The 15,303-nt window shown below is 72.9% G+C and carries 9 protein-coding genes; 5 read left to right on the top strand and 4 right to left on the bottom strand.

The features are described 5' to 3' along the window. Positions 1-88 precede the first annotated feature (88 nt). Positions 89-4,102, top strand: a complete 4,014-nt coding sequence (locus KGD87_RS31545; protein WP_284664656.1) for a serine/threonine-protein kinase — start codon at positions 89-91, stop codon at positions 4,100-4,102. On the opposite strand, the gene KGD87_RS31540 is transcribed toward KGD87_RS31545, so the two are convergent. Next, a complete protein-coding gene (locus tag KGD87_RS31540) occupies positions 4,095-5,876 on the bottom strand; it encodes an OPT family oligopeptide transporter (RefSeq protein WP_350100515.1) in 1,782 nt (593 codons plus the stop codon). The genes KGD87_RS31545 and KGD87_RS31540 overlap by 8 nt on opposite strands. Continuing rightward, positions 5,873-8,179 carry a serine histidine kinase EspA gene (locus KGD87_RS31535; protein ID WP_284664654.1) on the bottom strand — a complete coding sequence of 769 codons (2,307 nt, stop codon included), beginning with the start codon at positions 8,177-8,179 and terminating at the stop codon, positions 5,873-5,875. The genes KGD87_RS31540 and KGD87_RS31535 overlap by 4 nt, the downstream gene beginning before the upstream one ends. 239 nt (positions 8,180-8,418) lie before the next feature. Here KGD87_RS31535 and KGD87_RS31530 point away from each other — a divergent pair, with 239 nt between their 5' ends. The 3 genes from KGD87_RS31530 to KGD87_RS31520 all read left to right on the top strand — a co-directional run bounded on the left by KGD87_RS31530 (position 8,419) and on the right by KGD87_RS31520 (position 12,270). Continuing rightward, a complete protein-coding gene (locus tag KGD87_RS31530; RefSeq protein ID WP_284664653.1) occupies positions 8,419-9,828 on the top strand; it encodes a serine/threonine-protein kinase in 1,410 nt (469 codons plus the stop codon). Between the two features lie 246 nt (positions 9,829-10,074). After that, positions 10,075-11,103, top strand: coding sequence for a hypothetical protein (locus KGD87_RS31525; RefSeq protein WP_502887974.1), 1,029 nt, complete (start codon positions 10,075-10,077; stop codon positions 11,101-11,103). A 165-nt stretch (positions 11,104-11,268) separates the two neighbouring features. Further along, positions 11,269-12,270 carry a sensor histidine kinase gene (locus tag KGD87_RS31520; RefSeq protein WP_284664651.1) on the top strand — a complete coding sequence of 334 codons (1,002 nt, stop codon included), beginning with the start codon at positions 11,269-11,271 and terminating at the stop codon, positions 12,268-12,270. On the opposite strand, the gene KGD87_RS31515 is transcribed toward KGD87_RS31520, so the two are convergent. Then, positions 12,200-12,787: a cysteine dioxygenase gene (locus KGD87_RS31515; protein ID WP_284664650.1), complete on the bottom strand. Its 588-nt coding sequence runs from the start codon at positions 12,785-12,787 to the stop codon at positions 12,200-12,202. The genes KGD87_RS31520 and KGD87_RS31515 overlap by 71 nt on opposite strands. A 28-nt stretch (positions 12,788-12,815) precedes the next feature. On the opposite strand from KGD87_RS31515, the gene KGD87_RS31510 reads away from it, so the two are divergent. Then, entirely contained in the window at positions 12,816-14,447 is a 1,632-nt protein-coding gene (locus tag KGD87_RS31510) for an FAD/NAD(P)-binding protein (RefSeq protein ID WP_284664649.1), read from the top strand. 9 nt (positions 14,448-14,456) lie between these two features. Here KGD87_RS31510 and KGD87_RS31505 read toward each other — a convergent pair whose 3' ends face one another. Further along, a complete protein-coding gene (locus tag KGD87_RS31505) occupies positions 14,457-15,242 on the bottom strand; it encodes a 2-keto-4-pentenoate hydratase (RefSeq protein ID WP_284664648.1) in 786 nt (261 codons plus the stop codon). Between the last annotated feature and the right edge of the window lie 61 nt (positions 15,243-15,303).

The raw sequence follows: 15,303 nt of genomic DNA, 5'->3' as shown, positions 1-15,303 counted from the left end.
GTGGTGGGAAACCCTGGACCCCCGGGATGGTACGTAGACGACCCCGGGGGTTCTGAAACCGGCGGACACCTGACGTAGAGTCCCGTCCGTGCCGCGATGCCAGACATGCGGACGGCGCTGGGAAGGCTCCCATGCGCCGTGCCCGCCAGGACCACCTCCCCAGGGAGACACCCCCTCGCCGTCCCCCGTGCCCGCCGTTCCGGGCTACCAGGTGGACGGCGTCTTCGCACAAGGAGGCTTCGGCGTGCTGCTGGGCGCCCTGCGCGAAGCGGACGGTCAACGCGTGGCCATCAAGGTGGCCCGCGGGAGCAACTGGTTGGGCCGGGCCCAGCTCGCCCGTGAGTCGGAGGCCCTGCGCATCCTCGGGCCGCCCACGGTGCCCGCGCTCTACGAGACGGGCGCGCTGACGGGCGGCGCGCGCTTCCTGGCCATGGAGTACGTGCCGCTGCCCACCCTGGCGGACCGGATGGCCCACGCCTCGGGACCGCTGCCCGCCGAAGAGCTGGCCGCCCGCGCGCTGGCCGTGGTGGACACGGTGGCCCAGGTCCACGCCCACGGGCTGGCCCACTGCGACCTCAAGCCGGAGCACCTCTTCGTCGACGAAGCGACGGGCCGCGTGCGCGTCTTCGACTTCGGCCTGGTGCGGGGCGCCACCACGGAGAGCGCCCCGCTGCCCAGCGAGGCCTCCACGCCCAGCGACGCGTCTGGCTTCGCCGGCACCGCGGAGTACATGGCCCCCGAGCAGTGCACGGGCACCGCGGACATCTCCGCGCGCACGGACGTGTACGCGCTGGGCGTCCTCCTCTACGAGCTGCTCACCGGACGGCCGCCCTTCTTCGGCCCCACCCCGGACGTGCTCCAGGCCCACCTGTCGCTGCGCCCACCGCCCCCGTCCGACTTCGCGCCCGTGCCGCCCGCGGTGGAGGAGGTGGTGCTGCGCTGTCTGGCGAAGGAGCCCGCGCGCCGTCCGGAGAACGCGGCCGCGCTGGGCAGCGCGCTGCGCGAGGCCTTCGAGCACGCCCACCGCGCCACCGCGCCCACGACGCCTCGGCCCGCGGCGCCGGGCGAGCCGCGCCCCGCCCAGGTGCGCCGCTCCGTCGCCATCCTGTTCCTCACCTCGCGCGCCAACCCCGTGGCGCTCCAGAAGGCCCTGGCCTCCTATGGCGGCCACCTGGCCTTCTCCGACGCCCAGCGCATCGCCGCCGTCTTCGACCCGGACGCGGGAGAGAACCCGGTGCGCCGCGCCATGCGCGCCGCGGAAGGACTGGCGGAGCGGGGCCTGTCGCCCAACGGCCTCGTGGACGTGTCCGCCGTCACCGTGCAGCGCCGCCCCACCGGCGCGCCGCGCTACCTGGGCGCCATCCTGTCCCGCGAGGACCGCTATCCCAGCGGGCCCGAGGCCCAGGGCCTCCTGCTGTCGCCCGCCGCCGCCGAGGCCGTGCCCGAGGTGCCCTGCATGGAGGTGCCGGAGCTGCGGGGCCTCCTGCGCCCCGCGCCCCCGGGCGCCGCGCCCCGTCCGGACATCACCGTCCTCCAGTTGGGCAGCGAGGTGCTGGTGGGCCGCGAGGCGGAGCTGGCCGAACTGCTGGAGAGCGCGCGCTCCGCGGTGGGCGGCGCCACGCCCACCATCGTCACCGTCCTGAGCGAGCGGGGCCTGGGCAAGAGCCACCTGGCCGCCACGCTCGCCCGCCGCCTCCACCTGCTGCTGCCCCACGCGCGGGTGTACAGCTCGCGCTCCCGGGAGCCGGTGCAGGGCGACCCCGACGGCACCCTGCGCACGCTGCTGCGGTGCGCCCTCAACGCCTTCGAGCGCGACGACACGGACACCGAGCAGCAGACGCGCGCCGCCATCCGCCAGCGCCTGGGCCCCACGCTGGGCACCGAGCTGTGGCCCGGCGTGGCCGCCACGCTGGGCTGGTACACGCCCGGTGGCCCGGAGCTCCAGAGCTGGGCCGCCGCGCCCGGCGCGCTGCGCTCGCTGGCCATGCGCGCCGCCGGTGAGCTGCTGGCCGCCAATGCCCGCGAGCGCCCGCTGTGCCTTGTCCTGGACGACGCGCACTTCGCGGAGGAGACGGCGCTGGACGCGCTGGAGTACGCCTGCCTCGCCGAGGCCAGCGTCCCGCTGTGGGTCTGCGTGCTGGCGCGTCCCGGCTTCGAGAAGAGCCGCCCCACGTGGGGCATGCGCGCCGCGAAGCAGGCCACGCTGGCCCTGCCCGTATTGCCGGCCGACCCGGCGCAGACGCTGTGCCGCCTGCTGCTCAAGCCGGTGGAGAACGTGCCCGCGCAAGCGGTGGAGCGCATCGTCGAGCGCGCCCAGCACGTCCCGCTCTACCTGGTGGAGCTGGTGCGCGGCCTCAAGCGCCAGGGCCTCGTGCGCCAGCGCGCGCCGGGCGGGAGCTGGTACCTGGTCACCGACGGGCTGGAGAAGGTGCCCGAGCTGCGGCTGGTGGAGTGGCTGGCGGACCGCGAACTCGGCGCGCTGCCGCCGTCCCTGGCTGCTCACGCGCGCCTGTGCGCGATGCTGGGCACGGACTTCACCGCGGCCACGGCGGAGGGCGTGGTGCGCGAGCTGGAGCGCGAAGGGGCCGCGGGCGGCTTCCCCCTGGACGCGGGCCACGCCACCCGGCGGCTCCTGGACTCCGGCCTGCTGGTGTCCCACCGCCACGAAGGGCTGAGCTTCCGCAACGAGCTCTTGCGCGAGGCGGTGGCCGCCACCCTGCCCGCCGCCGAGCGCGAGCAGGTCCACCACGCCGCCTACCGCTACTTCCTCAGCGCGGCCGGCGCCGGTGAGCGCCAGCGCCTGCCCCGCCTGGCCCTGCACGCGGCCGCCGCCGGGCGCCGCGACGAGGCCGCCGCGCTCACCATCGACCTGGCCGAGTCCGCCCGGGGCCGCCACGCCTTCCTCGACGCCGAGGCCATGTACACGCGGGCGCTGGAGCTGCTGGAGCCCACCGACGAGCTGCGCTGCCTCACCGCGCTGCGCGGCCGGGGCCTGATGCGCATCCGCATTGGCCGGTATGACGACTCGCTGGCGGACTTCGCCGCGGCCCGCGAGCGCGCCCGCCGGCTGGGCCACACGCGCACGGAGGTGGAGCTGCTGCTGGACGAGGCCATGGCGCTGGACTGGGTGAACGACTACACGCGCAGCGAGGCCCGCGCGCTGGAGGCCCAGCACCTGGCGGCCACCGTGTCCTCGCCCTACGTGCAGGCGCGGCTGCTGCTGGCGCTGGGACGCGCCCAGTTCCGCAAGGGCGAGTGGCAGGAGGCGCGCATGCCGCTGGAGGCCGCCGCCGAGCGCGCCCGCCGCCTGGGCGACGCGGGCTACGAGACGCAGGTGGTGGCGCAGCTGCTGCTGGCCGTCATCCTCCCCAACCTGGGCGACATCGACGAGACGGAGCGCGTGCTCACCGAGGTCATCACCGCCTGCACCGAGCGCGGCGACCTCTTCCACCTGGGCAGCGCCATCAACAACCGGCGCAACTTGTGGGTGGCGCGCAAGGAGCTGACGCGGGCGCTGAAGGACCAGGAGCGCTTCATGCACCTGGGCCGCGAGCTGGGCATGGTGGGCTGGGAGTACTTCGCCGAGCACAACCTCGGTGAGCTGCACTACCAGGCTGGCGACGCCGACGCCGCGGCGCCCCACATCACCCGCGCCATGGCCCTGGAGCGGCGGCACCCGGAGGTGGCGTCGCGCCCGTGGGCCCTGCTGCTCCAGGCGCGGGCTCTGGCATGGATGGGCCGGCACACCCGCGCCCGCGAGGTGCTGGCCCAGGTGCGGCAGGTGATGGCGGAAGGCCCTCCGGGCGTGGAGCTGAGCCCGTCGGAGGAGGTCCTCTTCTCCATGGTGGAGCTGGCCACCCGCGACGCCGCCCCCGAGGCGTGGTGGTCCCTGCGCGAGCGCTCCGCGCAGGTGTCCGTGGAGCAGGAGCCGCTGGAGGTCCTGGAGATGATGGGGCTGGCGGCGCTGCGCCGGGGCGACCGGGAAGAAGCCGCGCGCGTGCTGAGCGAGGCCCTGGAGCGCGCGCGACACGTGCCCAACCTCATGGAGGGCCGCATCCGCCGCTCCCTGGAGAAGGTGCACGAGCCCTCGCCGGCTACGTGAGGCCGAAGGCCATCAGCGCGGCGATGAGCACGCCCGCCAGCGACTCGCCCGCGATGGCGCCCGCCGCCAGCGTGGACGTATTCCGGTCCGCGGCCCGAGGCCAGCGCCAACGCGCCGCCGCTAGCCCCAGCGCGCCCAGGCACAGCGTCACCGCGTAGTAGGCCGGCAGGATGAAGCCGATGCCCAGCGCCACCGGCAGCGGCAGCCACCGCGCCGCCCGGCCCCGAGACACCCAGGTGAGCAGCGCGCCCACGCCCACGGCCACGCAGGCCGCCAGCGCCGCGTGAGGCGGCAGCCCGTCCAGCCCCCGCACCGCCACCTCCGCCACCGCGCGGAACTGGTGGGCGAAGGGCGCGGGCAGCGCCTCCGAGCCCAGGCCATGTGTCCTGGACAGCAGCAGGTACACCGGCACGCCCACCACCGACCCGGCCAACACGCCCACCAACTGCGCGACGAGCTGGTGGCGCGCGGAGGCCCCCAGCAGGTGCCCCGCCTTGAGCGACCACATGCTGACGCCCGTCTGCGCCGCCGCGCCCGACACCACCGCGCCCGCGGCGACGTTGGGCGCCATGGCCCCAGGCAGCAGCGCGCCGAAGATGACCTGCGTCACCTGCCCCATCTGCGTCACCGGAGACACGTCCACCTGTCCGGCGCCGCGCGCGCACACCGCGCACAAAGGCAGCACCAGCACCAGCGCCAGCAGCATGTACGGCACGCCGAGGCCGAACAGCGCCGCGCCCACCACCACCGCCAGCACGCACGCCGCAAGGCCCGCGCCCAGCGCCCAGGACGGCACCGCCGCGCCCCGCCCCAGGCTGCCCACGTCCCGCGCCGCGCTCAGGAAGTCGCGCGCCTGCGCCAACAGCGCCGCCAGGGCCGAGCCCACCATCAGCCCCACGCCCGGCCACGTGAGCCAGGCGGAGAGCGTCTCGTAGCGCGTGTCCGCCAGCACGCCCGCGCCCGCGAGCGCCGGGGCCAGCACGCCCCACGCCACCGCCGCGCCCGCCAGCATGCTCAGGCCCAGGCGCGGCCCCGTCATCATCCCAATGGCCAACAGCATGGGGCTCCACCCCACGCCCCACGTCAGCGACGCGGCGGGGAGGCCCGCCAGCGTGCCGGGCAGCGCCGTCATCCCAGGCAGCCACTTGAGCGCATCCCTCGCGGCGGTGACCGCCACCGCCACCGCGCCCGCGCCCGCCAGCAGCCGCCCACGGCCCGCGCGGGCCACCGCGTCGCCCGTGGACGCGTGCATCGCGGTAATCAGCTCCGCGGTGGCGATGCCGGTGGGAAACGGCAGGGCCTCCTGGGCCACCAGCCGCCTGCGCAACAAGTGCGCGGCGAGCACGCCCAGCACGCCCAGCGCCACGCTCCACACCGCCACGCCCCAGCCCGGGATGGAGGTGCCCAGCAACGTCAGCGCGGGCAGCGCGCCCAGGAGGCCCGCCGCCGCCGGCATGGCGCCCACGGACGCCGCCGCCGTCTGCGTGAGGTTGTTCTCCAGCGGCGTATAGGGCACGCCCCGCCTGCGGGACACCGAGGCCAGCGCGCTGAACCCCAGCACCGCGGCGGTGACGGAGCCGCTCTCCCACCAGCCCGTCTTCAGCCCCATGTACACATTGGTGACGGCCAGCAGTCCGCCGATGAGCAGGCCCATGCCCAGCGCGCGCGCCGTCAACTCCAGCGCCGCGGGGCGCTCCGGCACCAGGGACAGGGAGGGCGCGGGCGCGACCTCCGCAGGGTCCGCTCCAGGGAGGCCACTCACCGGGTGGCTCATCGCCCCGCCTCGGCGGAGCGGCCCACGAGTTCGCGCAACTGCGTCAGGTCCAACGGCTTGGCAATCTTGGCGTTGGGCACGTCACGCAGGAACGACACCGTGCGCGGCGTGAAGGCGCCACCCGTCATGAACACCATGCGTCCAGCCTGCTCCGGGGCGCAGCGGCCCAGCTCGTGGTACAGGTCCATGCCCGTCATCCCGGGCATCATCACATCACAGAGGATGAGGTCGAAGCGGCCGCCATCGCTCACCAGCCGCAGCGCGGCCTGGGCGCTGTTCGCGGTGGCCACCTCGTGGTCCGCGGCCAGCGAGCGCTGGAGCGACAAAGTCACGTTGGGCTCGTCATCCACCACCAGGATGCGCGCGCGCGCGTTGGCCTGCATGGCGGCGGACAGGCGCGGCAGCACCTCCAGCTCGCGCGTGGCGGCGCACAGCACCACGCGGAACGTGCTGCCCCGGCCCTGCTCGCTCTCCGCCTGGATGGAGCCGCCCATGGATTCGATGATGCCGTGGCAGATGGACAGCCCCAGCCCCGTGCCCACGCCCACCGGCTTGGTGGTGAAGAACGGGTCGAAGATGCGGCCCAGGACCTCCTGGCCCATGCCCATGCCCGTGTCGCGGACCTCCACCACCACCCGGTCCTTCTCTCCGGCGCGGATGACCACGCGAATCTCGTGCTCCACGCCCGGCGTGCCCTCCTCCGGAATCGCCTGCGCCGCGTTGAGCAGCAGGTTGAGGAACACCTGGCACAGCCGAGACTCGCTGGCCTCCACCGGCGCCACCGGCTCGAACTCCGTCACCAGCCGCGCCCGGTGGCGGATGACGTTGTCCGCCATCTTGCACGCCAGCTCCACCGCCCGGCGCACGTCCACCGGCATCAGCCGCGCCTCCTGCTCACCCCGCGAGAAGACCTTCAAGTCACGAACGATGGTGGCGATGCGCTCGGCGCCCTCCGCCGTCTCACGCACCAGTTGCTGCAACGACGCCACGGGCGCCGCGGGCGCCTGGCTCTCCAGCCGCTCCAGCCCTTCGCGGATGAGGTGCAGGTTGACGAGCATGTAGGCCAGCGGGTTGTTGATTTCGTGCGCCACGCCCGCGCCCAGCGTGCCCACCGACGCCAGCCGGTCCGCCACCACGAGGTGCGCCTGGAGCTGCTTGCGCTCCGTGGTGTCGCGGTGGACCATGATGTTGGCGATGGCGCGCCCCTCGCTGTCGCGCAGCGGCACGACGACGGACTCGCACCAGCAGGTGGTGCCGTCGCGGCGCTTGAATTCCATCTCTCCGGACCAGCGCCCCTGCTTTTCCAAGGCGGTGAGAATCAGGCCGGTGAGCCGGTCGGGCTCGTCCGGGTGCAGCACGCTGAAGAGCGTCTGGCCCAGCGCATCCGACTTCTGCCGCCCGAACATGCGCTCGGCGCTGGAGTTCCAGTCGATGATGCCGCCGCCCAGGTCGGTAATCACCACGCCGTCGTAGATGCTCTCGAAGATGAGCGATTGGCGGTGCAGCTCCTGCTCGGCCAGCTTGCGCGCGGTGATGTCCATCACCGTGCCCGTCACCCGCGCTGGCGCGCCCGAGGCGTCACACAGCACGTCACCCTTGCAGGAAATCCACCGCCAGCCGCTCCCCTGCGGCTCGATGCGGTACTCCACGTCCACCTGCGTCTTCTTCTCCAGCGCGGCGCCCAGCACCTCGCTCACGCGCGGCAGGTCCGCCGGGTGCACCACCTCCGACAGCTCCATGGCGCGGCCGGACAGCTTCCCCACGGGGAGCCCCAGCAGCCGGTCCACCTGCTCGCTCCACGTCACCCGGCCGCTCTGCGCGTTCCAGTCCCAGATGCCCACGCGCGCGGCGGTCAGCGCCTGGCGGAGCTGCTCCTCGCGATGCTCCAGGACTTCGCGCTTGGAGAAGCGGAACACGGTGACGGTGCCGATCTGCAGCCGGTCCCCCTCCATCAGCTCGGCGGTGCTGACGGGCACCCCGTTGAGCAGCGTGCCGTTGGTGGAGTCCAGGTCGGTGACGTGGCAGGCACCGTCGCCCGCGCGGACGATGCGCGCGTGCTTGCGCGACACCCCGTGGTCGTCGATGCGCACGGTGACATCGGAGCCGCGGCCGATGATGTGCTCGCCCGGGTCCAGGCGATAGGCCTTGCCGATGGCCGCCGGCGTGGTGGTGCTGATGAGGATGAGACAGGCTCCCGTGGAGGACGGTGGCGCCAGGGCAAGCCCCGCGCACGTCGTGAGTTCGTCCAGCGTCGTCATGTCGCAGCCCCCCGGCGCCCGCCCGAAGCCCCGCTCACCCGCCATCCCCGTTCTCCCCGTACGAAGCGTCACGCCCCCTGAATCCCATCAGTGCCAGGGCCCCTCCGTCCAATCCCCCCCGACTCCAGGGCAGCAGACCTTCCGCCAGCGAACACCCCGCGCAACGCGCCCACGTCATCCCCGGTGGGTGGCCAACGCGCACACCGCGATGCCGCGGCGCGGCGGGAATTCAACCCGGCGCCAGCGCAGACTCCGTGGGGAAAGGTGTAAGGATGAGGCACCCCATGGCGGCGGACTCCGAGAGCACCTTTCGCATCCAGGCCCGCGCGGACCTGCATGCATCCGAGCGGGCCCAGAGCGACCCTTCCCGTACCCAGCAAGGCCCGGGCACGCTGGCCGGGGAGTACGTCCTCAAGGCGCTGCTCGCCTCGGGTGGGCACGGCAGCGTGTACGAGGCGGAGCACCGCATCCTGGGCCGGCGGGCCGCGGTGAAGGTCCTCCACCCGCACCTGGCGGACCAGGGGGAGATGCTCAAGCGCTTCGTGCGCGAGGCGCGCGTGGTGAACCAGATTCGCCACCCCAACATCGTGGATGTCTATGACTTCGGGCTGATGCCGGACGGCAGCCCCTACTACGTCATGGAGCTGCTCACCGGCCGCACGCTCAGCCAGGTGGTGCTGGAGCGCGGCCGGCTGTCGTCGACGCGCGCGCGCGCGTACCTGGAGCCCGTCTGCGGCGCGCTGGAGGCCGCGCACCGCGCGGGCGTCGTCCACCGCGACCTGAAGGCCAGCAACATCCTCGTCGTGGAGGAAGGCGAGCACCCCCGGGTGAAGCTGCTGGACTTCGGCATCGCCAAGCTGCTGCACGCCGAGCCTTCGCAGGAAGGGCTCACCATCGCCGGCCAGCGGCTGGGCACCGCGCACGCCATGGCGCCCGAACAGTTCCGCGGCGGCCCCATTGGCCCGCACACGGACATCTACGCGCTGGGCGTGCTGCTGCATCAGCTCGTCACCGGCCGCTATCCCTTCCAGTGCGAGGACCGGATGGAGCTGGAGCGGCTGCACCTGGAAGCGCCCGCGCCCCGGCCCAGCGCCATCGCCGCGGTGTCCCCGGCGGTGGACGCGGTGGTGCTGCGCTGCCTGGAGAAGGACGGCGGCCGCCGCTTCGGCAGCGTGACGGCCTTCCTCGCCGCGCTCAGCGAAGCGGCCGAGGAGCCCGTCCAGCCCACGCGCCGCACGCGGCTGGCGCTCGCCGTCCACGCCGAAGTCGTGCTCGCCGCCTCCGCCCAGGATGACGACGCCGTGTACGCGGTGCTCGCGGACGTGCTGGATGGGCTGGAGCAGGGACTGCGCGGCGGCGGCTTCCTGCTGGCGCTCCAGTCCGGCACCTCCCTGCTGGCCGTGCACCCGCTGGACCACGGCGCCCCCACCCCCAAGCGCACCGAGTACCTGCGCGAGGCGGAGCGCGCGCTGCGGGTGCTCCAGGACATGGCGCAGAAGCTGGCGGACCCGGTGAATGCCCGCGTCCACCTCTGCCTCCACCTGGGCCAGGCGGAGACGCGTGGCGACGCCTCGGAGTCCGAGGTCGTGGGAGGCCCCGTCACCGACGTGGGCACCTGGCGCCTGCGCACCCCGGATGGCTTCGCGCTCACCCCGGCCGCGTCGCTCGCGCTGGAGTTCGACGAAAGCGATTAGCTGGCGGAAAGCCCGTATCCGCTATCACCTTGCGAGCAAGCAGCAGCGCCGCCGTCGCCCATGACACACACCAGGTGTCTCCGGGCAGACCCCTACCCGAATTTTCCCACCGAGCCATATTTTCTCACGGTTTGAACACCGTCACACTGGCTTCATCCATCAGCGACAGTGTTTTAGTTCGTGGAAGCTGGAACTGATGGCATCCAGGGAGCTGGCATTGCCCGCTCCCTGAAACGGGGGAGAGCCATGCGCTTCATGCCAGCGTCTCTGTCTGGAATCCAAATCAATCCCTGCCTGAAACACCTGAGCCGGCAGCGCATCGCCGGGGGGGTGCTGAGCCTGGCGCTGGGATTCGGAGGCGGGGCATGTGGTCCAGCGGAGCCCGGGGGTGATACCCGGACGCTGTCCGCAGCCCGCACGGCGGCCGAATCGGGCAACGGATTGTCGACCAATGGCTTATCAACCAATGGCCTTTCGACCAACGGGCTGTCCACCAATGGCTTGTCAACCAACGGGCTGTCCACGGCGGGGTTCTCCAACTGGTTCAACCAGGACCCCACCCAGGCCGATGAAATCATGCGTTACATCATCCGGTGCGCGGCGAAGGAGAATCAGCAGCGCAAGTACACCCACCCGGTGACGGGGGTGAAGTACACCTGGGACGGAGGCCTGGGGCTGGCACACAACTGGGCCACGGGCGCACCGGCGACACCCCAGGAGGAAGAGATTGTCTCCGCCTGCCTGGCGGCCCACGCGAACAAGTTCGGGCTCTCCGTCGCCATCTCCGTGCTGGGCCGCAACGCGCGGGGCGGCGCCCTGTCGTACACGGAGCAGGAGCTGTCGACGTTCAGCGAGCGGGAGGCGTGCTTCTTCGGCAACCTCTTCGACGGCACCGGCGTCTTCGCCGCCACGGACCGCGGCTACCGCGAGGACGAGAGCAGCGTACGCGCCTGCGGCCTGGCCTCGAACCCCGCCCAGGCGGACTGCCTGCCCATCATCCACACGGGCACCTGCGAGTCGCTCTGCCAACGCGCCGCCACCGACGCCCTCCCCTTTGACTGGGACGCGGGCAAGAAGAACCCGCCGTCCAACGGCGAAACGCCCTACTACGAAACCTGCACATACAACGGACGCGCCTTCCAGCCGCTCACGACGCGCCTGCAGCCGCGCGACATCCACCGCTGCGGAGATGGCATCTGTCAGTTCACCGAGCGTTGCGGCAGCGGCGTCGCGGCGGGAAGCTGCGAGGCGGACTGCGGCATGTGCCCCGACTGATGCAGCGGGTGCTCGGTTGGAGCACACCGTCTCCGTCCTGCGGCGCACGCTGTCACCCCCCTTCCGTCCCTTGCCCCTGACCGCCATGACAGTGTTGACTACGCGGGTCTGTCGCGACTCGTGGCTCTTCCACGAACAGACACCACACCGCTGGAGCCGGACGCGATGACGCTGCGAGCGAGGGTGATGCTGATGTCCGCGGTGGCGCTGCGGCGCGGAACGCTGCGGCGCGCCTTCGACACGCTCCAGGCCCCTCCCCTGAATGGCGCGCGGATTCGCGCGCCGCGACCCTCCACACGGGAGGCGGCGCTGTTGGAGGAGACGGTCCGTGAACGGACCGCGGCGCTGGAGGCGGCCAACGTCAAGCTGTCGCGCAGCCTGGAGCAGCTGCGCGCCACCCAGGCGCAGCTGCTGTTCGCCGACCGGCTGATTGCGCTGGGCCGCATCGCCGCGGGCGTGGGGCACGAAATCAACAACCCGCTGGCCTTCATCCTCAGCAACCTGGAGTACATCCACCAGGAGCTGCAGCAGAAGGAGCACCTCTCCGAGCAGGACCGGCAGGAGGTGCTGGAGGCGCTGGCGGAAACGCGCGACGGCGCCGAGCGCATCCGCCTCATCGTCCGTGACTTGCAGACGCTGTCACGCGCGGAGGACGTGGGCACGGGCCCGTCGGACCTGGCCTCGGTGGTGCGCACGGCGGCGAAGATGGCCATGCACGAGCTGCGGCACCGCGCGCGGCTGGTGGTGGAGTGTGAAGGCCTGCCGCCGGTGCAGGGCAACGGCGCGAGGCTGGGGCAGGTGTTCCTCAACCTGCTGCTCAACGCGGCGCAGTCCATCATCCCCGGCGAGGTGGAGAAGAACGAGGTCCACGTCGTCGCCCTCGAGGCGAAGGCGGGCCGGGTGGCGGTGGAGGTGCGCGACACCGGCTGCGGCATCTCCCCCGAGCACCGCGAGCGCATCTTCGACCCGTTCTTCACCACCAAGCCCCTGGGCGTGGGCACGGGCCTGGGGCTGGCGGTGTGCCATGGCATCGTGACGTCGCTGGGCGGCACCCTGACGGTGGAGAGCGCCCCGGAGCGGGGCAGCATCTTCCGCGTCACGTTGCCCGTGGCCGGCGCCTTCGCCCAGGCGCCTCGCGCTCCGCAGCAGGCGGACGCGGTGGCTTGAGCGACTCCGGCGCCAGGCTCGCATCGTACGGCGTCATCCCCTGCATCGGCGGCGCGTAGAGGTGCAGGGACACCGCCCCGTGGCGGGACGCGTTGTCGATGCGGTGAATGGTGTCCGGAAACTCCACCAGGACGTCCCCCTCGCTCGCCCCCACGATGACGTCGGGCACCAGCCGGTCCCCCGCCCACGCGAAGCGCGTCTCCCGCAGCAGCCCCCGCACCAGCCAGGAGGCGCCCCCGGAGCCGCCATGGTCATGGACGCGGGACGCCTGCCCGGGGAGCCAGGAGACGAGCAGCAGCTCGCACGCGGGCGTCCGGGCAATCGTCTGCCGCGTGTAGCCCGAGGGCTCGAAGCGCACCAGCTTGTCCAGCAGTCCCCAATCCACCTTGCTGGAGCGCAGCCGCTCCACCAGCCACGCCAGGGAGGCGACGTCCTCTGTCTGTTCCGGCAATGGCCAGCCGAGCAGCGCCTGGGCCACGGCGCCGTGCTCGCGCTGGTCGATGATGGGCGCGCGCATGGTGTTCCCCCCTCGTGTGCGAGGGAGAGTGAGCACGAAACAGCGCCTTGCCCAGGTGGGGGGGCCGGACATCCAGGCCCGGGGCCTGGACACCCGGCCGCCACCAGAGGATGCCAGCGAGCATTCCACGACCTACGATTGGTGCGTGCGAGCACTGGGGTGTTGGGACGTGGCCATCGTGGGGGGAGGCGCCAGCGGCACGCTGCTGGCCGTGCACCTCCTGAGGAGCGCGCGGGGGCCGCTCCACGTGGCCTTGGTGGAGCGGAGCGCGCGGGCGGGCCTGGGGCTGGCGTATTCAACGACGAGCCCGTGTCACCTGCTGAACGTGCCAGCGGCGCGGATGGGGGCCTTCGCGGACGACCCGGAGCACTTCCTGCGCTGGGTGCGCCGTGAGCTGCCCGACACCGCGCCCGGCGCGTTCATCTCCCGCCAGCGCTATGGCCGCTACCTGGAGTCGGTGCTGCGCGAGGCACGCGCCCAGGCCGCGCCGGGCGTGCACCTGGAAGTGGTGACCGGCGACGTCGCCTCGGTCGAGGAGACGGACGACGGCACGGTGCGCGTCGCGCTGGCGAGCGAGGGCCAGGTGGAGGCCCGGACCGTGGTGCTGGCCCTGGGCAATGCGCTGCCGTCCAACCCGCGCGTGCCCGACGGAGGGCTGTACGCCAGCCGCCGGTATCACCGCTCCCCCTGGGCGCAAGATGCGCTCCGAGGCGTGTCCGCCGACGACGACGTGCTGCTCATCGGCACGGGGCTCACCATGGTGGACACCGTGCTGTCACTGGTGGAGCAGGGACACCAGGGCCACATCCACGCGCTGTCCCGGCACGGCCTGTTGCCCCATGTGCACCAGGAGACACTCCAGGCGGGCGCCACGGCCCATGCCTCGCCCGGCCTCAGGGAGGCGCTGCGGGCCCTGCGCCAGGAGGTGCGGCGCGAGCGCGGCGACGTGAGCGCGACGGGCACGCGCCCCACTCCCGTGCGCATCCGCGCCATCCTCCACCTCTTGCGCCGGGAGGTGCGGCGCGCGGCGGAGGCGGGCGCGGACTGGCGGACGGTGGTGGACGCGCTGCGGCCCGTGACGATACCGCTGTGGCAGCGGTTGCCGGTGGACGAGCGGCAGCGCTTCCTCCGGCACCTGCGCGCGTACTGGGACGTGCACCGGCACCGGATGGCGCCTGGCATCGGCGAGACGGTGGAGCGGCTGCGGCGCCAGGGCCGGCTGACGCTCCAGGCGGCGCGCATCCAGGGCTTCGCGCTGGAGGCGTCTGGCGTGGAGGTCCGCGTGCGGCGCCGGGGCCAGGGCGGCGAGGAGGCGCTGCGCGTCCAGCACGTCATCAACTGCACGGGGCCGGAGGGCGCCATGACGCGCGGACATCCGGTGCTGTGTGGGCTGGTGGAGACAGGGCGCGCGCGCTCGGACGCCCTGGGCATGGGGCTGGCCACGGACGCGGACGGCGCGCTGCTGGACGCGGGCGGACGCGCCTCCGGGCGCCTCTACACGCTGGGCCCGCCGCGCCGGGGCGAGCTGTGGGAGACGACGGCCGTCCCTGAGATTCGAGGACAGGCGCGGGAGCTGGCGGGGCACCTGCTCCAGCGCCTGACTTCCACGCGCGCGCCGGCTCCGGTGATGGAAGCGGCGGGCGCTCCGCTCGGCGGGTAGCGCCCGGCGCTACTCGGCGGACACCGCCACGATGCCCAGCCCTTCCACCGTGAGCTGCACCCGGTCCCCCGGGCGCAGCATGTGCGCGGCGGTGGCGGCGCCCGCGAGCACGGTGCTCCCCGCGGGCAACACCTGGCCGCGCTGGGCCAGCAGCGCACACAACTGGATGACGGAGATGACGGGGTCCCCCGAGATGGCATCCGAGCGGGCGGCCTGGACGGGCTCGCCATTCACCGACATCGTCATCTCCAACCGCGTGAGGTCCAGCGCACGCGGGGGATGCTCGGTGGTGCCCAGCACGAACAACGAGGAGGACGCGTTGTCCGCCACCACGTCCGGCAGGGAGAAGTACTTGAAGTCGCGGTAGCGCGAGTCGAGGATTTCCATCGCCGCGAACACGGACTCGCAGGCGTCCAGCACCTCGTCGCGCGTCACCGTGCCGCGCAGCTCGCGCGCGGTGCGGAAGGCAATCTCCGGCTCGATTTTGGGGTGGACGCCCCGCGACAGCTGAATCACGCCGCCGGCGGGCACCTGCATCCGGTCCGTGAGCACGCCGTACACGGGCGAGTCCAGGTTCATCTGCTTGCGCTTGGCCTCGGAGGTGAGGCCCATCTTCAAGCCCACCACGCGCTCGCCGTGGGACAGGCGCAGCCGGATTCCGGCCTCCTGGATGGCGTAGGCGTCCGGCACGCTCAGCGTGGGTTGCTCGCGGGTGAGCGGCGCCACCTCGCGGCGCTCCAGCCTGGCCGAATCCAAGATATGTGCCAGTGCCTCGTGGTCCACGGTCGCGGTCATCCCCGTCCCTCTCTTCGTCTTTCCGGCCACGCCAGGATGGCGCACCGCCCGGATGGTGGCG

It is taken from the genome of Myxococcus sp. SDU36, assembly GCF_030168875.1.
Lineage (GTDB): Bacteria > Myxococcota > Myxococcia > Myxococcales > Myxococcaceae > Myxococcus > Myxococcus vastator.
The sequence above is the reverse complement of the archived record's forward strand: the minus strand, read 5'-3'. Positions and strand labels throughout refer to the sequence as shown.

What these genes read in the sequence shown, in the direction of transcription:
- KGD87_RS31530 (WP_284664653.1), top strand. Translation starts at nt 8,419, where the DNA reads ATGGCGGCGGACTCCGAGAGCACCTTTCGCATCCAGGCCCGCGCGGAC.
- KGD87_RS31525 (WP_502887974.1), top strand. Translation starts at nt 10,075, where the DNA reads ATGCGCTTCATGCCAGCGTCTCTGTCTGGAATCCAAATCAATCCCTGC.
- KGD87_RS31515 (WP_284664650.1), bottom strand. Translation starts at nt 12,787, where the DNA reads ATGCGCGCGCCCATCATCGACCAGCGCGAGCACGGCGCCGTGGCCCAG.
- KGD87_RS31505 (WP_284664648.1), bottom strand. Translation starts at nt 15,242, where the DNA reads ATGACCGCGACCGTGGACCACGAGGCACTGGCACATATCTTGGATTCG.
- KGD87_RS31540 (WP_350100515.1), bottom strand. Translation starts at nt 5,876, where the DNA reads ATGAGCCACCCGGTGAGTGGCCTCCCTGGAGCGGACCCTGCGGAGGTC.
- KGD87_RS31535 (WP_284664654.1), bottom strand. Translation starts at nt 8,179, where the DNA reads ATGGCGGGTGAGCGGGGCTTCGGGCGGGCGCCGGGGGGCTGCGACATG.
- KGD87_RS31520 (WP_284664651.1), top strand. Translation starts at nt 11,269, where the DNA reads ATGACGCTGCGAGCGAGGGTGATGCTGATGTCCGCGGTGGCGCTGCGG.